The sequence below is a fragment of the Bacillus sp. FSL K6-6038 genome, from assembly GCF_038050455.1.
Taxonomy (GTDB): domain Bacteria; phylum Bacillota; class Bacilli; order Bacillales; family Bacillaceae_G; genus Bacillus_A; species Bacillus_A pseudomycoides.
Genome location: NZ_JBBOUH010000003.1, coordinates 44,328 through 63,916 on the forward strand (window position 1 = coordinate 44,328; position 19,589 = coordinate 63,916).

16 protein-coding genes and 5 pseudogenes are annotated in these 19,589 nt (G+C 33.5%); 11 read left to right on the forward strand and 10 right to left on the reverse strand.

The window, feature by feature from the left end:
* Nucleotides 1-24 precede the first annotated feature (24 nt).
* The 3 genes from NSQ40_RS28940 to NSQ40_RS29590 all read left to right on the forward strand — a co-directional run bounded on the left by NSQ40_RS28940 (nucleotide 25) and on the right by NSQ40_RS29590 (nucleotide 2,566).
* A complete protein-coding gene (locus NSQ40_RS28940; protein ID WP_224796228.1) occupies nucleotides 25-552 on the forward strand; it encodes a hypothetical protein in 528 nt (175 codons plus the stop codon).
* A gap of 151 nt (nucleotides 553-703) precedes the next feature.
* Complete coding sequence (locus NSQ40_RS28945) at nucleotides 704-1,261, forward strand: hypothetical protein (RefSeq protein ID WP_018768043.1); 558 nt, start codon at nucleotides 704-706, stop codon at nucleotides 1,259-1,261.
* Between the two features lie 1,101 nt (nucleotides 1,262-2,362).
* Entirely contained in the window at nucleotides 2,363-2,566 is a 204-nt protein-coding gene (locus NSQ40_RS29590) for an N-acetylmuramoyl-L-alanine amidase (RefSeq protein WP_098716241.1), read from the forward strand.
* A gap of 506 nt (nucleotides 2,567-3,072) precedes the next feature.
* On the opposite strand, the gene NSQ40_RS28955 is transcribed toward NSQ40_RS29590, so the two are convergent.
* Both NSQ40_RS28955 and NSQ40_RS28960 read right to left on the reverse strand, forming a co-directional pair.
* Nucleotides 3,073-3,294, reverse strand: coding sequence for a hypothetical protein (locus NSQ40_RS28955; protein WP_016115623.1), 222 nt, complete (start codon nucleotides 3,292-3,294; stop codon nucleotides 3,073-3,075).
* 505 nt (nucleotides 3,295-3,799) lie between these two features.
* A pseudogene (locus NSQ40_RS28960) lies at nucleotides 3,800-3,886 on the reverse strand (IS6 family transposase); the annotation flags it as partial.
* Nucleotides 3,887-4,231: 345 nt separating this feature from the next.
* On the opposite strand from NSQ40_RS28960, the gene NSQ40_RS28965 reads away from it, so the two are divergent.
* Nucleotides 4,232-5,592 (forward strand): IS3 family transposase gene (locus NSQ40_RS28965; RefSeq protein ID WP_341286185.1). Its coding sequence is split into 2 segments (ribosomal slippage): nucleotides 4,232-4,688 and nucleotides 4,688-5,592, totalling 1,362 coding nucleotides; the frame shifts between segments, so codons are not numbered across the junction.
* Between the two features lie 97 nt (nucleotides 5,593-5,689).
* Here NSQ40_RS28965 and NSQ40_RS28970 read toward each other — a convergent pair.
* Both NSQ40_RS28970 and NSQ40_RS28975 read right to left on the reverse strand, forming a co-directional pair.
* Nucleotides 5,690-6,067 (reverse strand): VOC family protein, encoded by a 378-nt coding sequence (locus NSQ40_RS28970; RefSeq protein ID WP_003210071.1) that lies wholly within the window; start codon nucleotides 6,065-6,067, stop codon nucleotides 5,690-5,692.
* Between the two features lie 449 nt (nucleotides 6,068-6,516).
* The gene (locus tag NSQ40_RS28975) at nucleotides 6,517-7,125 is read right to left on the reverse strand and encodes an IS6 family transposase (protein ID WP_003210073.1); all 609 of its coding nucleotides are present in this window, start codon (nucleotides 7,123-7,125) and stop codon (nucleotides 6,517-6,519) included.
* Nucleotides 7,126-7,171: 46 nt separating this feature from the next.
* Here NSQ40_RS28975 and NSQ40_RS29595 point away from each other — a divergent pair.
* Nucleotides 7,172-7,258, forward strand: a pseudogene (locus NSQ40_RS29595) (IS6 family transposase); the annotation flags it as partial.
* 64 nt (nucleotides 7,259-7,322) lie between these two features.
* Here NSQ40_RS29595 and NSQ40_RS28980 read toward each other — a convergent pair.
* Nucleotides 7,323-7,457 (reverse strand): annotated as a pseudogene (locus tag NSQ40_RS28980) (DUF3967 domain-containing protein); the annotation flags it as partial.
* 259 nt (nucleotides 7,458-7,716) lie between these two features.
* Between NSQ40_RS28980 and NSQ40_RS28985 the strand changes: the two are divergent.
* Nucleotides 7,717-8,436 carry a hypothetical protein gene (locus NSQ40_RS28985; RefSeq protein WP_033796813.1) on the forward strand — a complete coding sequence of 240 codons (720 nt, stop codon included), beginning with the start codon at nucleotides 7,717-7,719 and terminating at the stop codon, nucleotides 8,434-8,436.
* Between the two features lie 105 nt (nucleotides 8,437-8,541).
* On the opposite strand, the pseudogene NSQ40_RS28990 reads toward NSQ40_RS28985, so the two are convergent.
* Nucleotides 8,542-9,248, reverse strand: a pseudogene (locus NSQ40_RS28990) (IS6 family transposase).
* Nucleotides 9,249-9,818: 570 nt separating this feature from the next.
* Here NSQ40_RS28990 and NSQ40_RS28995 point away from each other — a divergent pair.
* Nucleotides 9,819-10,382 carry a DUF3967 domain-containing protein gene (locus NSQ40_RS28995; protein ID WP_033796816.1) on the forward strand — a complete coding sequence of 188 codons (564 nt, stop codon included), beginning with the start codon at nucleotides 9,819-9,821 and terminating at the stop codon, nucleotides 10,380-10,382.
* 437 nt (nucleotides 10,383-10,819) lie between these two features.
* Here the strand turns inward: NSQ40_RS28995 and NSQ40_RS29000 are convergent, their stop codons facing one another.
* The 4 genes and pseudogenes from NSQ40_RS29000 to NSQ40_RS29015 all read right to left on the reverse strand — a co-directional run bounded on the left by NSQ40_RS29000 (nucleotide 10,820) and on the right by NSQ40_RS29015 (nucleotide 12,596).
* A complete protein-coding gene (locus tag NSQ40_RS29000; RefSeq protein ID WP_003203668.1) occupies nucleotides 10,820-10,996 on the reverse strand; it encodes a hypothetical protein in 177 nt (58 codons plus the stop codon).
* Nucleotides 10,997-11,123: 127 nt separating this feature from the next.
* Nucleotides 11,124-11,252: pseudogene (locus NSQ40_RS29005) on the reverse strand (MobP2 family relaxase); the annotation flags it as partial.
* Nucleotides 11,245-11,505, reverse strand: a complete 261-nt coding sequence (locus NSQ40_RS29010) for a hypothetical protein (RefSeq protein ID WP_033797163.1) — start codon at nucleotides 11,503-11,505, stop codon at nucleotides 11,245-11,247. The pseudogene NSQ40_RS29005 and the gene NSQ40_RS29010, both read right to left, overlap by 8 nt.
* A gap of 194 nt (nucleotides 11,506-11,699) precedes the next feature.
* A complete protein-coding gene (locus tag NSQ40_RS29015) occupies nucleotides 11,700-12,596 on the reverse strand; it encodes a hypothetical protein (protein WP_033796817.1) in 897 nt (298 codons plus the stop codon).
* A gap of 467 nt (nucleotides 12,597-13,063) precedes the next feature.
* On the opposite strand from NSQ40_RS29015, the gene NSQ40_RS29020 reads away from it, so the two are divergent.
* From NSQ40_RS29020 to NSQ40_RS29035, 4 genes are all read left to right on the forward strand, one after another.
* Nucleotides 13,064-13,738: a recombinase family protein gene (locus tag NSQ40_RS29020; RefSeq protein ID WP_003210083.1), complete on the forward strand. Its 675-nt coding sequence runs from the start codon at nucleotides 13,064-13,066 to the stop codon at nucleotides 13,736-13,738.
* 3 nt (nucleotides 13,739-13,741) lie between these two features.
* On the forward strand, nucleotides 13,742-14,206 hold the full coding sequence (locus tag NSQ40_RS29025) for a hypothetical protein (RefSeq protein WP_033796818.1): 465 nt from the start codon (nucleotides 13,742-13,744) through the stop codon (nucleotides 14,204-14,206).
* 1,234 nt (nucleotides 14,207-15,440) lie between these two features.
* The gene (locus NSQ40_RS29030; RefSeq protein ID WP_003203679.1) at nucleotides 15,441-15,986 is read left to right on the forward strand and encodes a DUF3967 domain-containing protein; all 546 of its coding nucleotides are present in this window, start codon (nucleotides 15,441-15,443) and stop codon (nucleotides 15,984-15,986) included.
* A gap of 2,152 nt (nucleotides 15,987-18,138) precedes the next feature.
* A partial coding sequence (locus NSQ40_RS29035; protein WP_341286186.1) for a thiol-activated cytolysin family protein occupies nucleotides 18,139-19,589 on the forward strand: 1,451 nt, incomplete at its 3' end.

Consider the following 19,589-nt stretch of genomic DNA (forward strand, 5'->3'; position numbering starts at 1 on the left):
TCAAATATGAAAAGGAGTGTTTCTATGAAAATTAAAGGAGTATTAATATCATTCCTCGTTTTGGTTACGTTTTTAGGATTTTTGCCAATAGAGAAAGCAAGTGCATCTGTATCATCTAATCCAGTAAATGAAGTAGGAGATCGGATTGATACGAGTAAAAATTATTATATAGCTCGAGCGGACAATCCAAATAAAGGGTTATATTTTCCATGGCATAGCTCAATTATGAATATGCAGTACTTTCAATTCAGTGCACCTGGTGACCCTGTAAAATTACATTATTCTGAGGAAAATAAAAAATATCGTATTGAGATGTTTGTGAAAATTATATCGCATAATGCTTCTACCTGGTTTACAGAAAGTTTATCGCCCTCTATTAATAACGAAAAATTCGCCAGTTATTGGACTATTCGTCCTGTGGATGGTGGATATACAATTCAGGCAGAAGATAATAGCTACTTGAGTTATCACACGGTAGAGTTGAGTAAGACTTGGACAACTGCTACTTTAAGTACAGAAAAAGTTGTATGGAAATTAGTACCTGCATCTTAAATGTTATATAAATTTGTAAAGACATAAGTTTTAAATATAACCTTTCCAAAAGATAATACGTGGGTAAAGAATTGATAATAAGATAGTAGATTTTTAGGTTCTTAAAATATTTATATCTCTATTATATTCAAATATGAAAAGGAGTGTTGTTATGAGGGCTAAAGGAGTATTAATATCATTCCTCGTTTTGATTACGTTTTTAGGATTTTTGCCAATAGAGAAAGCAAGTGCATCTGCATCATCTAATTCAGTAAATGAAGTAGCAGATAGAATTGATACAAATAAACGTTATTATTTAGTTACAGCGGATTCCCAAACACTGGGAATAAGTGCGCTTCAATCATTGCTTGCGCAACGTCATTTCTGCTATGTTGCTCTTGTACGTGGAACAGGAACCTCTTTAAAATTCTATTATTCAGAAGAAAATGGGAAATATCGAATTCAATCTCCTGATTTTATGATTGTTGGAAATACTAAAATTGCTAAGTGGATTTCTTATAGTCCTGAATCATCGTTGTTAGATTGGGATATAACACATTTTTCTTATTGGACGATAACTCCTGTAGAGGGTGGGTATACAATTCAAGCAGAAGATAATGGATACTTAAATTATAGAGAAGTAATACCTGAAGGGGGGAGTAGTAGACCTGGGATTTTTGCTGAGGTAAGTGATAAGAAACTCGTTTGGAAATTGGTACCTGCATCTTAAACTTATAGATATAAATTGTTTAAAGAATAATACATGAATAAGAAACAGTACCGATTACTTTAAGTTGCAATTTGTACTGTTCTTTTTATGTATAAAAATAATAATTTTGTACTTTTTTTGTGGAATATAGCATACATATACATTGCAACACTTGTTGATAAAGAACATGTATAGTGACAAGTGTTGCATGACGGGTTTCTTGAAAAGATTGAGGTTTTATTAGATTCATAGTCGATTTTAAGAGAAACATTGCTCTAAAAATGAGCGCCTATATCACAAAGTCGATATGTAAAATAAGCTGTATTCTTCAGTATAAACTCTTGATTTTAAGGGGGCACATTATTTTTAAAATGAATCACTGAAAAAGTTTGATTATAAAAGAGTTTTTACAAGAATAAGTGACGAACCCTTTTGTTTTATTTGTATAGGGGGCTGCCGTCATTTTGCAGATTTTATACGTTAAGATAAATATAAACAAAAACATTAACGTGTTGCTGTTTTCCCTTCTTATATATCTCACGGACTAGGACAGCAACATTGTCACTAGGGCAACTAGGTTGTTTATTATAGTTTGTATCTAAGGAAAGTATAAATGTTTTTTGAAAGACTACAAATAAAATTTCACATACCATATTTTAATAAAATAACACTTTGACAGATAATTGCACATTTGGATTGTACTTAGAAGGTAACTTCCGTGTCTTCATAATGAGCAGAAAGACAATTTTATATATTGCATGATTTTGAAGAGATCTACTATTTCAATAAAGAAGGGTATAAACGTATTGACTCTAAGAAAGCACTCTAGAGCTTCGATCAATTTAAACACTATATTATGAGGAATGGTATCGATATTGTGTAGGAGGCACCTAGCTTTTCAATCAAACCAGTATCTTATCCTAGAGCATCCGTTGTAGCGCTATGCGAAAAACGTGATTACTTGAAGCGGATTGTTAAAATTCTATGTGATTGTGGTGTTAGTGTAGAAACAGGGTTGCGAACGCATAGCGCTACAACGCATCATCTTGACGGTACAAATCATGAGGTCCACTAGACTATTTACTTAGTCATGACGTATTAGAAACGTAATTCTGTGTTGATGTGAAACGTACGTATAATACTGCAGAAGTTGAGTTTTTTGTTCCGGAGCAACCACCTAAACCAGCAGAAATTCCAAAAGGAGTCACTGATGGAATCGCTTATATAGAAGGCTACAATTTGACACTCCCATCCCTAAAGGGACAAGCTGGCAAGGCCATTGGGATTCTTGCTACCAAAGGCGAAGTCCATTTCTGGTATCGCTGACGTGCAAGATTGCAGTGTGCCATCACCACTCTCACGACAGACTTTATAGGTTCGTGAGCTACGGTACTATGACCATACCGTACAGCTAGTTTTGTGTACAAATGTTTTAGCGTCTTGTTCTTGACGACACATATCATTTTACCGATAGCGTGAGTTAGTCTATCGAACCTCATATGATATCTTGTTTTCAAGGAACACATAGGCGTTTGAGATCTTATATATTTTGTTTCTAATAATTGATACCCTCGGCCTTCAAAGACTGCTTCGGGTCTTCAGAAAGTAATTTTTTCCCCAGGAACTAGATCCCCTACATATAGGGGTACCGCCACATCACCATCAAGCTAAGATTTTGAAGTACCCCCAAAACGAAAATTTTGTGCCTTTTATAGCAACAAAGTTCATTTTTTTCGTTTTGGGGGTAACCTGCTCTGTTAGGTTGTTTTACATGTGGTGCTTACCCCATGTAAAACAAACCCCGCCCTTTAGAAACGGGCTTACATCACTGCTTATGTACAACACAGTGTAGCATCGCTAAAGGCATCTTCGGGAATATATACTTTACCATCTTTTATTTCATACGGAATGTTATTTCTTTTTAGTTTAGCTGTATCGACAGTGTCAACAGTGCTACCCCATTGTTCTAACTTACCGTTGTACTTTTGACAAGCAGATAACACTAAAAGAGCTGTAAAGCAGAAAAATAGATTTCTAAAACGATGTTTCTTCATAATACCCCTCCTCTTCCTTGATTGTACCATTCGGAAGAAACGATTTGTCATAAAAATTGGATGTATATTCCATACATGTAAGGTTTACATAAAACCACTTCTCGGTAGCAAACATGTTAATGCCGTAATTACATAAAGAAAAAGAATCCCTTATGATTTCTGGGATTCTTTTTCTTGTTTAAAGTTTGCTCACACAAATGATCTGCACATCAATTCATCTTTGATATACAGATCATTTGTATGATAATTTTTATAAATAAGTGCAGAGAATTCTATTACATGAATGCTTTTAGAAGTGTTGCTACTAATGGAATTACTCCACCTAAGAATGATAAAACTGCCATTGCGATTGCCATATTATTTCCTCCTCTCTAAATTTCTGAATATTAAGAATTCTATAAATTCATTATATTACAGATTTAAGAATATAACAATATCTTTTTTTATTCGGTTCTGTTGCAAAGTTTCTTAACAGATAAAGAATTGGGGTGATTACAAATGAAATTTATACAATTGCAAGTAGTTTTTGTAATTCATTGTATGTTGAAAAGACGCAGTTTGGTTGCAAACTGCGTTTTCGTTTATATATGGGGTACAGCCGAGATACGTGTAAAAATAGGTCATAGGCTTACTTTTATTTCCAACTCGATTTAAAATCGGGTTTTTTATCTATGATTTTTTTATAAAAATCCTTCGTATGTCTAATCTTTCATTTTTAAACTTATTATCATACACCCTAATCACACAATTGAAACAAAGTGTTTTCAGTAACTAACCAATGGATGATTAGGGTTAACCCATAATGGGGTAGCACCAACAAAACGCGAATTTCGTACGCTAAGCAAAATTTTATAAAGAAAAAGCCGATTCCCTGTACTCTAAATGAAGTGCACCCCGATTGTTAGACACAGTCTAACAATCGGAGGTGCACTTTTTTATGGCTAAATTTTCTTCAAAAGAAAAAATACGAGCGATAAGACGATATTTAGAGGGGACTGAAGGTGGAAAAACAATTGCTAAATCTATTGATGTTCACCCCAGTATGCTCTATCAGTGGATTAAACAATATGAATCCTTAGGTGAAAATGCTTTTGAAAAACGCTATACATCCTACTCTACCCAGTATAAACTAGATGTACTTAATTATATGAACGAACAAGGGACATCTATCAGGGAAACAGCGGCGCTTTTCAATATTCCTTCTTACGAAACACTTCGAAAATGGAAAGTAGCTTATGAAACAGGAGGATTGGATGCCCTACAATCAAAGAAAAAGGGGCGTCCATCCATGGAAAAGAAAAAAACAAATACAACTAAAGATCAAGGAATAGTTGAAGGTTCGATAGAGGCACTACAAGCGGAAAATGAGCGTTTACGTATGGAAAATGCATATTTAAAAAAGTTGAATGCCTTAGTTCAAAACAAGGAGAAATCACGAAACAAGACAAAGCCCAAGTAGTCTATGAATTAAGGCATGAATTTTCAGTGAAGGTGCTACTTCAGCTCGCAGGTATTCCGCGCAGTACGTATTATTATTGGGTTAAAAGATTCAATCTTCCTGATTCAGATGTAGAACTAAAAGGATTGATTCGAACCATTTATGACGAACATGAGGGGCTTTATGGTTATCGTCGTATTCGTGATGAACTTACGAATCGCGGACATAAAGTAAATCATAAAAAAGTGTATCGTATCATGAAAGAATTGGGATTAAAATGTCTCGTTCGTATGAAAAAATATCGCTCTTATAAAGGAACAGTTGGAAAAATTGCACCTAATATTTTAAATCGTAACTTCCAAGCTGAAAAACCAAATAAAAAGTGGGTTACGGATATTACGGAGTTTAAATTATTTGGAGAAAAGCTATATCTATCGCCAATGTTGGACGTATTTAATGGTGAAATTATCACATACACAATTGGTTCAAGACCAACTTATTCACTTGTTTCAACGATGTTAGACCAAGCGTTTGAACACTTAACAGTCAAAGATACACTCTTGATCCATTCTGATCAAGGTTGGCACTATCAAATGAAACAATACCGTCATTCCCTTGCTAAACGTGGCATTACACAAAGCATGTCTCGTAAAGGAAACTGTTACGATAACGCAGTGATTGAAAACTTCTTTGGCATCATGAAGTCAGAATTTCTGTATCGAAAAGAATTTAAGAGTATAGAATATTTTAAGAAAGAACTAGCAAAATATATAAAGTACTATAATCATAAAAGAATTAAGGCAAAACTAAAAGGCATGAGCCCGGTACAATACCGGACCCATGCCCAAAAGGTTGCCTAATGAAATAACCTGTCTAACTTTATGGGGTCACTTCAAAAGGATCGGCTCTTTTAATTTATTTTGTCTAACAAGCAACTTTTAAGTAAAAAATATAAATTTATTGACAGGCACCTAAAGGATTTCCATCTGGATCAAAAAACGTAAAAAATTTGGTAGTTTCTTCTCCACTAATAGGATTTACTTTGACACCACGTTCAATTAATAGTCGATAAGTCTCGTTAATATCTTTTGGAATAAAGTTATAGTATTTTCCTACTCCAAAGCCATTCTCAGGAAAATTCATAGCCTGGTGATTAACGGTTCTTACAAGACATACTACTGTTTGCGACTCTTCTGCAATCTTCATAACTGCGGCTTCTTTTTCAATGTAAATAAGTTTAAATCCTAATTTTTCTTCATACCATTCAGCTGATATTTTCGGATCTTTAACTGGTATAAATACCCCTTCCATACCAGTTAATAATGACTGCGACATTCTATATCCTCCTTAAAAATTTTCTTTTTTCTATTCGCTAACATTAAACAAAAAACCTTCCTTCTCTTACTCAAGAATCTGATTCGATTATTGAACAGAATAAAAAAGGATCTTTTACATCCATTCGATACATTAGTCCGTAAATTAAGCACCATAAACGGTCGTTTAAGGAACTTAATTTATATCTGCCAAAACTGACTGAAATACGTTTGAAAATCAGTTCCGAAACTCATTAGCAAAAACAAAGTATAATACCAAACATCAAATACCGTTTATGGAACCTTCTTAACGTACGAAATTCGCGAAATGTTGGTGGGACCCCATAATAGACAAAGACAGAATCTTTATTGTAAATAGACGTAATAAAACCTAGTTATACGTTCAATAGGTTTTGTTTGGAAATAAAAGTAAGGCTAATACTCAAAATTACACGTATCTCGGCTGTACCCCTATATGGCATGAATCGTTTCGATTCCTTTCAAGGTACGTGAAGCATGGAGAAGGTTTTGAAATTCTGTAGATTTGGCAAAGCGTCGCTTTACATGCCTATGGTCCTGTTCGATAAGATTATTTAAATGTTTGATTGTACAATGGGTTGTGTGTTTATAAAAGTCGTTTTCTCTTAATTTTTTAAACGCGCAAAGTAACGCTGGAGCCTTGTCTGTTGTGAGAACTGTTGGTTCTCCGAACGTTTTCACCAATCTTTTCATAAAGGTATAGGCAGCCTGATGATCTCGTTTTTTCCGGAGTTGAATGTCCAGTGTGTGTCCATCTGTATCAATTGCACGATAGAGATAACGCCATTCCCCTTTAACTTTGATATAGGTTTCATCCAGATGCCAAGATAGCTGCGCAGATTTGTTTTTCTTTTTCCAAATCTGATAAATGAGATTTCCATATTCATGAACCCATCGCATGATGGTTGTGGGATGAACCGATACACCACGTTCTTTCAGAATTTCAGATACATCTCGATAACTTAAAGAAAAACGACAGTAGTAGCCGACGGCTACCAAAATAATATCTTTCCTGAATTGTTTTCTTTTAAAATATCCCATTTATGATTCTCCTCACTTTGTTTTGCAAAAGTTTAGCTTACTTTCAAAAGCTTTGCAACTGAACCATAATATCAATCAGTCTGTCCAAAATCAGAAAGAATTCATCCATCAATTATTTGGGCTAACAGCATAAAATACAATTCCGCTCCATACATATGCGCTATATTCTCTTTTATTTTATCTTTGCACCAGAACCCTTCATAGTGCTCAACTTCATGTCGATCCAACGGCAACACTTCAACACCTTGATGCCATGATACAATTTGCTTTGTGGCATTTTCTAATGTCATATCTGTGTCGTTCTTTAGGTTTATAACCTTACGGAATACCATTCCCCATTTACATACCAACTTCCTTATGAAATGTTTAACATATTATGCCATATAACTGGAAAAGATGGTATGATTTTGAGGAGGAAATATTGAGGTTTTAGCAAAGGGCAAGCTACGGGTTTGCCCGGGCAAACCCCAAAACGTTCGTTTTGACTTGGTAGGAGTTTCCTACAACCTTTACAAATTTTTATAAGGTATTTACGATGTAAATACCTTATAAATTTGTTGTCGCTTCGCTCGATTTTTAATGAAAGGAGAAATGAAATTGAGAGCAAATAGAAAAAAGGAAAGACTGGAAATTCAATTGTTTAAAGATGAAAAAGAATTTTTAAAAAATAAATCTATAGATTTTGGATATAAAAATGTTTCAGCATTTGTTATTGATTCAGTAAAATCACATTTCAAACTTGAAGTGGATATGAAAGCTTATAGAGATTTAACTAAAGAAATAAATTATATTGGCAAGAATATAAATAGCCTAATTAGAAGGATCAATACAGACGGAATTTACACTGATAATGATATTGATTTCCTTAGAGTTAATCAGAAGAAAATCATAAAAATAATGAATACAGAATATGACCGATTACTTGATTTAAAAACCAAGTTTAATAGCGATAGCTTGAGTAAAAAACAGAAGGAAAAATTAATAAAATCATTATCGGAAAATCAAATCAAGATACCAAAAAAATTAGTATTAGAAGAAGTGTATGAAAAGATAAAAGAAGATTTTGTTTATATTATAGAATGTATAGAGAACTCGCCTGAACAAGATATGGAAGTAACAGAATATGTCTGGCAATATTTATATGGAGATACGCTATATAAGTTAGAAGATGACCAATTAATAAAATTGGCTGATAGCATTTTTATTTTTGCACAGAAAGTGAAATTTAAGTTATCCAAACTCGATAATGTTTTTTCAGATGATGATTGGTTTGAACTGAAAGATATATTAGATGAATATGAAATTTATTAATTAAGGATTGATTACAATGTCTATTGTTAAAATACAAAAAGTGGTCCTGGTGCAAAGATTGCATTTATTTGAAAGAGGTATATAAATTCCTAATGGAATCTATTCTTATGCAGCCATTCCGAATAGTTGATGAATAAACTTCATTTCATTTTGGACAGACTTGTCCCGTAAAATAAGTTGGCCTTTTTAATGATATGCATCGCTTCTACACCACTCAATATAGAGGCTGATGTTTTGTATGATTTAAATCCCAACATAGAGCGTATACGTTTTTTAATAAAACGATGATCTTGTTCCACTATGTTATTTAAATATTTTATCCTTCGGATTTGGGTGCCTATTGGTATCCTTTTTTCTTTCTTCAACTGTTCGATAGCGATTGGATAAACAGGGTTCTTATCAACCGTGATGATACGGGGTTTTAAGACATGAAAAGACCGCAAAGCTTTCTTGAAGAATCGCTTTGCATCCGTATGATTTCTAGATTTACTCAAATAAAAATCAATCGTATTTCCTTCAAAATCAACGGCACGATATAAATACCTCCATTGTCCTTTTACTTTTATATATGTTTTGTCCACTCTCCATGAGTTATTTGTTTGTTTGGGATGACGTCGAATTTGTTTATCAAACTCCGGCCCATATTGATGTACCCATCGCATAATAGCTGTATGAGCCAGGGAGAAACCTTGTTCTTCCATCATTTCCACCAAATCATGAAAGCTTAAGTTGTACCGTAGGTACCAACGTACAGTTAATAAGATGATGTCTGGTTGATAATGTTTCCACTTAAATATATTCTCCTTTTCCATACTGATCACGCACCTTTTATAGAGTAGTACTATCAGTATGTCCAAGTTTTTTCATATACTTCAAAGTTTTTGCACCAGAACCCCATATTCTATAGGTGGAGATAAGGGGTTATTAGCAGTTATGGGTATTAAACAAAATCAAAAACCGAATAGAATTAGGGAACAGTTAGAAACTGTTTTATTAGATTTAGAGAGTGAAAAGGTCATTTCACATTAGGAATATGATAATGGATTAGATGAAGATAAGTTAACAAAGGGGTACCACCCCATGCCCATCAAGCTAAGTAAGGTAAATCCCCCAAAACGAAAAAATTGATATCTTCAGGTGAAAATGTACAATTTTTTTGTTTTGGGGATGTTATAAAATTCTTAAATTGATGGATATGTGGTGCTACCCCATATATTGCTAAATTAATTATAACAAACCTATTTTCTTCAAAAAACTTACAAGAACTAATCATGATTATGCTCGCATCCTATAAATGAAAGTACAAATTATTAAGATTTTTTTACTTGAAGGAATTAATAAGGCGCCATGGAATATTTTCTTTTAGGAGGTGTTATAGCGTTATGTCGGATATGAAAATCATTTATACCGCTAAAGACGTCTATAGTCGTTTGCAAGTGAGCGACAGCACACTAAGAAAGTATGTGGAAGTCCTCCAACGAGAATCCTACATTATTAAGAAGAATAAACAAGGTAAGAGAGAATATACAGAGCATGACGTTATGGTGATAGAAAAGTTAATTGAACTTAGTAAGCATGACAGTATAACGCTTGAAAAAGCAGCGAAGCTTATTATGCAACGATTAGAAAGTATCAATCCAAGTATAATCAAAGAAGAAGAGCCCCAGGAAGCGGATTTAATTCCATTCCACATTCAACAACAATTGCAGAAGCAATATAGCGTTATGGCGAAAGAAATGAATCAAAGCATGTTGGAAATGGAGAAAAGGTTAAATGAACAAGTTGAGCAAGGCAATAAACAAATTGAACAACGATTGGAAAAACGAGATGAGAATTTGATGAAAACATTAAGAGAGATCCAGGAGACAAAACAATTAATGAAGGAATATCATGCGGAAATTGCAGCAGCAAAAGAGAAGAAAAAGCCTTGGTGGAAGTTCTGGTGAATGATTTTCAATAAACTACGAAAAGGTAGAAAAGTAGAAATGTATACTTTTCTACCTTTTGTTTTATTTCTTATCGGCGTACCGCCACATCGCTATCAAGCTAATAAGTAAAAATACTCTAAAATGAGAAAAGTGAACTTAATGATCATGATTGAACTCCCCCTACTTAGCTAAGCTTGAAGTGTGGGATTCCTACGAACACCAGCGTAACCGCTAGTTATTTAGAAGGCTACCCCATAGTCCCTACGGTTGGTACGAAATTCGTATGGTCTTTCAGTCTTGTTTTCAGTTTGACACTTGGTTTTCGTTCCAGAAGTTTAAGGGTATCGTTTCCGTCATTGCAGATGCTTTATTTAACGATGAAGGAAGGTATCACAGAGAGCGTTAAAGTTCGCTCCTCTTCATCAACTTTAAACCGTTATTTTTTAAAAATTTCTTTATTTGTTATCATCAGATTTTCGATTAATCGTTTCTGTTTTATCTACTGAAGCAAATGAATCATTTTCTAAACCTGATGATATACTTGGAAAAAACTTTGCACCTTCTAATTCATTGAAGTGCCATTCAAACATATCTTCTACTTTCCTTGATTTATCATTTTTATTTTCTGTCATTCGAATACGAATCCTTTCTAGCTATATAAATTCATACTTACTATATTAATTTGTACTACATTGATTTATATATACTATTTAACCTAGAAATAACTTCTTCTCATGATTAAAATTCATTCAAAAAAACACTTTTCGCTTCCTCTCGATCAACGTATTCAATATAATTTTGAAATGCATCGGAGTTTGGCAAGACAAATTTTATTTTTAACACAACACCCGGCGTTACTGAAGATGGAACAGAAGCCGCATTACTCATTTTCATCATCCTGCATCATCGTTTGTATAAACGCATTCATTTTTTTCATTTCGTTATAACAATCATTCATCACATGGATGTTTTTTTGAATCAGATTTTCTAACTCCATTTCCATTTTTGATTGCTCAGGTAAGAAAGCTGCCATTTTGAGAATACCCTTTAAAAGTTTTTGTCTTGATGTTCCTTTTTTCTTTGCCATTTCATCAAACTTTTTGATTGCAACTGGATCTATATCTCTTATTTTTAGATGCACAATTTCCGCTCCTTTCTGCAAATTCGGGTAGAGAACAAAAAATAGTGAGAAGACATAAGGGGTTTTTGTTCCCACCTAGGGTGTGAAGCTAGGCGGAGCCTAGCGAAACGATGGGAACAAGAAAAGTAGTTGAATGTCCCCTTGGCGTCCCCTTATTTCTTATTCATGTCTCCATCATGTCCCTAAGACTTTTTTCAGTTTTTATGAATTTCTTGTGCCTTTTTCTCCAGTTTTTTGATCTTATCTTGTGCATTTTCTTGTTCCGTTTTGAACAACTCAACGTTCTTTTCAGACTCTTTTATTTTCGATTCCAAAGCTGAAATCTTTGATTGTATTTCCATCTTTTCTGCTTCCGTTTGATACTTCATTTCCTCTTTTAGTTCTTTTACTTTTTGATCTACTTGTTTCGCATTTTCTTCTTCTAACTTAATTGCTTTTCCGTAATTTGTGATCTTTTCTTTCCAATCTTTTTTATCTCTTTCTATAAAATCTTTCTCATATTCTTGCTTATCTTTTGCCAATAATTCATCATTTGCTTTTGTTTTTCGTTGGTCAGTAAAAATGGTGTATGCAAGTTTATTAGGCGTGTCTTTATTTGTACTTTCTTCTTCATACTCTGAAGAGTCTTTGGTAAATTTCCGAATATCTACTTGTTCTTTCTCACCATTTTTATTGTAAATGTCTAACGCTACAGCTCCCCAGTTCGGAGATAATTTTTGTACCTCAACCACATAATGCCCATTCTCTTCATACAACACTTTGACAGGTAACTGTGTACCCGGGTTTGATTTTTCCTGTGCTTGGAATGTATAACCTGTTTCTTCATAGTTTTCTAATCGGAACTGTATTTCCATGAAGTTTTTATACGGATTGTACTCCCTTTTTCCCACCACTAACTTCCCCATACCAGGTAGCTTGATAGCCTTATCTGTTTCTGTATGAAAGAGCTTTTCATCATTGGGCATATAGAATTTAGAAGTCAAAAAGGCAAAAAAGCCAAGAAATAAAAAGCTGATAATTGCCATATACACCCACGACTTATTCCTTCTTAAATTGATTCTTTCACTCTTCTTATGAATTGCGCCTAACATATTTTCACCTCACCATTCTTCTTTATTTTTTCGTTACAAAACCTTCGTATTGAGTTCTTCTATATTAGGGGTACGGAAACGATTCAAAGAATAACCCGCCACATCTGAAATTTTTCCCAGTTATGGCGGGTATTTTTTATTTTATAACAGGTTTTTTATTATATTTTGTCTTGTAGTTTCCTATATAAGGCCTCACCATATCCAAAAAAGAAAATTGCACGTTAAACCCATTTTTCTTATAAAATCAGGACTATTTAATGCTGGAAAGTCGATATTTATTAAAAATTTATCCGATATAATTTCTCCACCAATAGGAAAAGTGAGCAACCGTTTGTAAAGCTATACCTTTATAAACAGTGAAAGGATATCTATGAAACAGTGAAATACCAAGTTTATAAAGGTTGCACAAATGTTTTTATAAACGTTTATCTTTAATGAACACCTTTATAAACGAAAGTGGTATAATTGTGGTAACAAATGTAAGGAGAATATCAAACGTGGCGAATATTTATGGATATATACGTGTAAGTACAAAAGATCAAAATGAACAACGCCAATTACATAAAATGATGGAACGAGGAGTGGAAGCTCGACGTATTTTTGTCGATAAAGCAAGTGGACGACATTTTGATCGTCCTCAGTATCAATTATTACGCAAAATATTAAGTTCAGGTGATATTGTTTGTATCGATGCTTTAGATCGTATGGGACGAAATTATGATGAAGTAATTTCAGAATGGAAATACATAACAAGAGAATTACAAGCAGATATTGTTGTTTTAGAAAATGAAACCCTGTTTGATAGTCGTAAATTCCGTGAAATGGGTGACATGGGACGATTAATGGAAGATCAATTTTTATCTTTACTTTCCTATGTTGCAGATCAAGAACGAAAAAAAATTCATCAGAGACAAGCAGAAGGGATTGCGGTAGCTAAATCTCAAGGGAAACATTTAGGTCGTCCTCAGTTGAACCTTTCGACCTTAAGCTCAAAGCAATTACTTCTAATAGAAGAAACTTATCCGAAGTGGAAAAATAGAGAAATAACTGGGGTTCAATTCATGGAGGTACTAGACTTGAAGAAAAATACTTTTTACAAAGTAATAAAAGAATATGAAAATACATTAAATGTCGGAGACTAAAATATGAAGAGTAAATTAATTATCGTGCTATGCCTTATAGGGATAATGGTTCCTAGTTCAAAAATTTTAGCAAATGGAGAAATTATTACAAAAAAAGAAGTGCGTAATTATTATTATATTGTAGATAAAGAAAACAACAAATATACGTGGAAAATTGGTTATAAAAGTTCTAATTCAATAATAAAGGAAAATAAGGAAAATGAGTTGAATTTAGAAGATTTTCGAAATACCGTTAACAAATTAAGCCAACAAAATTTAGAATTGTATGTATCAATAGCATATTTGGTTATATTACTTTTAATTCTCTTAATATCTTTCATAAAAAAGAAAAATGATATTCCAAAATGGTTTTTGATAATCATGTTTGTTCTATTAATAATATCAATAAATGCTGTAGTGCAGACATCAATTAGTTTATCTGTAACAGATAAAGAAGTACAATTTCTTTATCTAAGACTAACTCACTAAAAAAGGATCCCCTAATATGGGGATCTTTTTTTCAAAAGGCTAGTTTTTTGGTAACAAACTTTGCGCTTAACGTACAGTGTATCAGTTAAAGAATAAATACAGTCCATCTATGTTAAATGAAGAACAGAAAAAAGAATTACAACAAATGATCGATGAGGGATTAGATGAACTACCCGCCACTTAAATTCTAACGAATTTTGAAGTGGGGGCTTCTCAGTTCCACGACGAAAGCGACCTTTCGTCTCCCTGAGCGTTACTTCGGGTTATTCCACCCCTAGATGTCCAACGCTTGGACGTTCTTTTTTACGGTTGATATTTTACACAGGAACCGAACGGCTTGGTTTTCGCACTTTGTTTTCTTCCTGCAACCTTATATATCAAGTTATCAAAGAACTTCATGTGTTTAGTTTATCAAAAATCTTTTGGCTATGCCAAACCGAAATTCATCTCCCACCTAGCGTTGGGCTATCGCCCTACACACGCTTGAGGAAGGAGAATCCTTTCGGATAGAGTGGTAAATTCTTTCTTCCCCCAAATGGTACAAGAAAAGAATGGATTATCACAAGAAAAGCAATGTTTAAATGATTTGGAGAGCCGAAATCTAAAGTTGAATAAAATAATCACTCGAATTTTGCGTTCAGGAAAAAACGGGTGTTCAGATTCGTTTGTATGACGAGATAAGGGGCAAAACAATGCAATTATATTCAAAGTATCTAAGTGCTTATAAAGGAGGATATAGAGCGTTATAAGTGATTTTGGTTAAATGTGTAGGTATTTTATTTTATTTCTCATAAGAATAAATGTAAAATTTTACATACCGTATTTATAATAAAAAACAAATTAACCGAATTTAGGGGTTTCCTTGCTTTTTGTTTGGAGTGCTGGCTCGTCGTGTGGGGACGAAACCCCACGTACTAAACGTATCAAAATTTTGAGTAAGAACTATTTTTGAACGAATGATCTAAGCGGTTCGGCTCTTATAATTGCTAGTCCAAGTCGAGAACAATTGCTTTGCTTTTTGTCCTTCGGCTTGGCGAAAAAGTCATACGAGACACACGCAAACCTTATTTGAAGCAAAATCAGTTAAGTATCAATTCTTTTGTATATTGCGTTTAGATGTTCAGGTGTTAAACTATTTGTATATTATCTAAATAGTCATCTGAACAGAAAAACAAGGAAACCCTTGTTTTTCTGTTCAGATGTTTAGATGTGTAGAAAGATGGTGATCTGAACAGTGCAACAGAAAGACTGGTTATCAGCTGAAGAAGTAGCTAAGGAAATAAAAGTATCAGCTATGACTATAAAACGAAACTGTCAAACCTACAGTAGTTTTTTAAATTTCCAACAAGGTGAAAAGAACAAGTATTTAATTCATCAAGAATGTATACCTGTTTTTCAATTTATAGCTAAAATGAGAAATAAAAGAAACCTCCAAACAAAACAAATTATTGAGCTCCTCAGTAAAGAAGGATTACCTGAATATATAGACATTGAACCTATCCAAATAACTAAACAACAACCTGAACAGATTCAAGTAGGACAAGTAGTTGTAGCTATTCAGGAATTGGATAGAATTGTTGCTGAAAGAGTATCTGAACTGCTTAAAAAACATGAAGAAAATTTAAAGGAATGGTTAACTGAACAGCAAAAACAACAACAGGATTTTCAAAAAATTGATGAACGTGATCAAAACCTAATGGCTATGATCCGTGAAAACCAGGAGATTAAAAAATTGATTGCAGCCACCCAACAAAAAAAGTGGTGGCAATTTTGGAAATAGAAAAAGCATTGCTTATATGCAGGGCTTTTTTATACAGAATTCTATACAGATTTTTGTACTAATAGGGTAATTTTGCCCAAATCCCCGAAAAGGGGGAATAAGATTGATTCATTATAAATTTATATGTTATTTCAAAAAGTACACTTTATGACAATGCTGAAAATCTAGACTATTTCATTTCAAAGCTACATCCTCATATGCAACATTGCATATGAGGATGTATTGATAAAACATAGGCGCTTACTATAATATAAATCACATCGTAGCAACAACAAAAGGAGGTGAAATCATATGGCAATCGCAATGGCAGTTTTAAAATTTATCGGTGGGATCTTTCCACTCGTACAAGAACTTTTAAAAGCAGTAATGTAAGTTCGTTATTCAGCACAATTATTTATACAAATGATCTGTATAGCGAAGATGAATCAAGGTACAGATTAGAAGAGGTGAAATCATATGGCAATCGCAACGGCAGTTTTAAAATTTATCGGTGGATTACTTCCATTCGTACAAGAGCTTTTAAAAGCAGTAATGTAAGTTCATTATTCAGCAATTATTCATAGGAATTATCATACAAATGATCTGTATAGCGAAGATGAATTAAGGTACAGATTAGAGGAGGTGAAATCATATGGCAATCGCAATGGCAGTTTTAAAATTTATCGGTGGATTACTTCCATTCGTACAAGAGCTTTTAAAAGCAGTAATGTAAGTTCATTATTCAGCAATTATTCATAGGAATTATCATACAAATGATCTGTATAGCGAAGATGAATTAAGGTACAGATTAGAGGAGGTGAAATCATATGGCAATCGCAATGGCAGTTTTAAAATTTATCGGTGGATTACTTCCATTCGTACAAGAACTTTTAAAAGCAGTAATGTAAGTTCGTTATTCAGCACAATTATTTATACAAATGATCCGTATAGCGAAGATGAATCAAGGTGCAGATTAGAGGAGGTGAAATCATATGGCAATCGCAACGGCAGTTTTAAAATTTATCGGTGGATTACTTCCATTCGTACAAGAGCTTTTAAAAGCAGTAATGTAAGTTCATTATTCAGCAATTATTCATAGGAATTATCATACAAATGATCTGTATAGCGAAGATGAATTAAGGTACAGATTAGAGGAGGTGAAATCATATGGCAATCGCAATGGCAGTTTTAAAATTTATCGGTGGATTACTTCCATTCGTACAAGAGCTTTTAAAAGCAGTAATGTAAGTTCATTATTCAGCAATTATTCATAGGAATTATCATACAAATGATCTGTATAGCGAAGATGAATTAAGGTACAGATTAGAGGAGGTGAAATCATATGGCAATCGCAATGGCAGTTTTAAAATTTATCGGTGGATTACTTCCATTCGTACAAGAACTTTTAAAAGCAGTAATGTAAGTTCGTTATTCAGCACAATTATTTATACAAATGATCCGTATAGCGAAGATGAATCAAGGTGCAGATTAGAGGAGGTGAAATCATATGGCAATCGCAACGGCAGTTTTAAAATTTATCGGTGGATTACTTCCATTCGTACAAGAGCTTTTAAAAGCAGTAATGTAAGTTCATTATTCAGCAATTATTCATAGGAATTATCATACAAATGATCTGTATAGCGAAGATGAATTAAGGTACAGATTAGAGGAGGTGAAATCATATGGCAATCGCAATGGCAGTTTTAAAATTTATCGGTGGATTACTTCCATTCGTACAAGAGCTTTTAAAAGCAGTAATGTAAGTTCATTATTCAGCAATTATTCATAGGAATTATCATACAAATGATCTGTATAGCGAAGATGAATTAAGGTACAGATTAGAGGAGGTGAAATCATATGGCAATCGCAATGGCAGTTTTAAAATTTATCGGTGGATTACTTCCATTCGTACAAGAGCTTTTAAAAGCAGTAATGTAAGTTCATTATTCAGCAATTATTCATAGGAATTATCATACAAGCGATCTGTATAGCGAAGATGAATCAAGGTACAGATTAGAGGAGGAAATTATATGGCAATCGCAATGGCAGTTTTAAAATTTATCGGTGGATTACTTCCATTCGTACAAGAGCTTTTAAAAGCAGTAATGTAAGTTCATTATTCAGCAACTATTTATAAACAATTATCATACCTTAATACGAAAAAAAGAAGGGAATGAATTTTTTGAAAATTACAAAAAGTGTTAAAGGAATCAAATTATTAGCATGTTTATTAGTTAGTTTAAGCACTATTAGTTATTCATCTATTTCCTTTGCTGAAACACCTAAAAGTAATTCAGCTGATGCAACAAAAAATGCTATTAACATTGATACTGGTATAGCAAATCTTAAGTATAATAATCAAGAGGTTTTAGCAGTAAATGGTGATAAAGTAGAGAGTTTTGTTCCAAAAGAAAGTACAAATTCAAATGGTAAATTTGTAGTAGTTGAACGTGAGAAAAAATCACTTACAACTTCACCAGTGGATATTTCCATTATTGATTCTGTGGCTAATCGTACATATCCAGGAGCAGTACAACTTGCAAATAAAGCTTTTGCAGATAATCAACCTAGTTTGTTAGTAGCTAAGAGAAAACCTTTGAATATTAGTATAGACTTACCTGGCATGAGAAAAGACAATACAATTACTGTCAAAAATCCTACATATGGTAATGTGTCTGGTGCAGTAGATGAATTAGTATCTACTTGGAATCAAAAGTATTCAAAAACACATACGTTACCTGCAAGAATGCAGTATACAGAATCTATGGTGTATAGTAAATCTCAAATAGCAAGTGCTCTTAATGTTAACGCTAAATATCTTGACAATGCACTGAACATTGACTTTAATGCCATTGCAAATGGAGAGAAAAAAGTGATGGTTGCGGCATATAAGCAAATCTTTTATACTGTAAGTGCAGAACTACCTAACAATCCATCAGACCTTTTTGATAATAGTGTTACGTTTGACGAGTTAACTCGTAAAGGGGTAAGTAAGGCGGCTCCGCCTGTTATGGTATCAAATGTAGCTTATGGTAGAACAGTTTATGTGAAATTAGAAACATCATCTAAGAGTAAAGATGTACAAGCTGCTTTTAAAGCCTTAATTAAGAATCAAAGCGTTGAAGCGAGTGGACAGTACAAAGATATTTTTGAAGACAGTACCTTTACCGCTGTAGTATTAGGCGGAGATGCAAAAGAGCATAACAAGGTTGTTACAAAAGATTTTAATGAAATCCGAAATATCATTAAAGATAATGCAGAATTAAGTTCTAAAAATCCAGCATACCCAATTTCATATACAAGCACTTTCTTAAAAGATAACGCAACTGCTGCTGTTCATAACAATACAGATTATATTGAGACTACAACTACAGAATATTCTCGTGCCAAAATGACACTTGATCATACTGGTGGATATGTTGCTCAATTTGATGTATCTTGGGATGAATTCTCATATGATAAAAATGGTAAAGAAGTACTAACCCATAAAACTTGGGAAGGAAACGGCAGAGACAGAACTGCTCATTTCAATACAGTCATACCACTTCCGCCGAATTCAAAAAATGTAAAAGTCGTAGCAAGAGAATGTACAGGTCTTGCATGGGAATGGTGGAGAACAATTAT

What these genes read in the sequence shown, in the direction of transcription:
- NSQ40_RS28940 (WP_224796228.1), top strand. Translation starts at nt 25, where the DNA reads ATGAAAATTAAAGGAGTATTAATATCATTCCTCGTTTTGGTTACGTTT.
- NSQ40_RS28945 (WP_018768043.1), top strand. Translation starts at nt 704, where the DNA reads ATGAGGGCTAAAGGAGTATTAATATCATTCCTCGTTTTGATTACGTTT.
- NSQ40_RS28955 (WP_016115623.1), bottom strand. Translation starts at nt 3,294, where the DNA reads ATGAAGAAACATCGTTTTAGAAATCTATTTTTCTGCTTTACAGCTCTT.
- NSQ40_RS28970 (WP_003210071.1), bottom strand. Translation starts at nt 6,067, where the DNA reads ATGTCGCAGTCATTATTAACTGGTATGGAAGGGGTATTTATACCAGTT.
- NSQ40_RS28975 (WP_003210073.1), bottom strand. Translation starts at nt 7,125, where the DNA reads ATGGGATATTTTAAAAGAAAACAATTCAGGAAAGATATTATTTTGGTA.
- NSQ40_RS28985 (WP_033796813.1), top strand. Translation starts at nt 7,717, where the DNA reads ATGAAATTGAGAGCAAATAGAAAAAAGGAAAGACTGGAAATTCAATTG.
- NSQ40_RS28995 (WP_033796816.1), top strand. Translation starts at nt 9,819, where the DNA reads ATGTCGGATATGAAAATCATTTATACCGCTAAAGACGTCTATAGTCGT.
- NSQ40_RS29000 (WP_003203668.1), bottom strand. Translation starts at nt 10,996, where the DNA reads ATGACAGAAAATAAAAATGATAAATCAAGGAAAGTAGAAGATATGTTT.
- NSQ40_RS29015 (WP_033796817.1), bottom strand. Translation starts at nt 12,596, where the DNA reads ATGTTAGGCGCAATTCATAAGAAGAGTGAAAGAATCAATTTAAGAAGG.
- NSQ40_RS29025 (WP_033796818.1), top strand. Translation starts at nt 13,742, where the DNA reads ATGAAGAGTAAATTAATTATCGTGCTATGCCTTATAGGGATAATGGTT.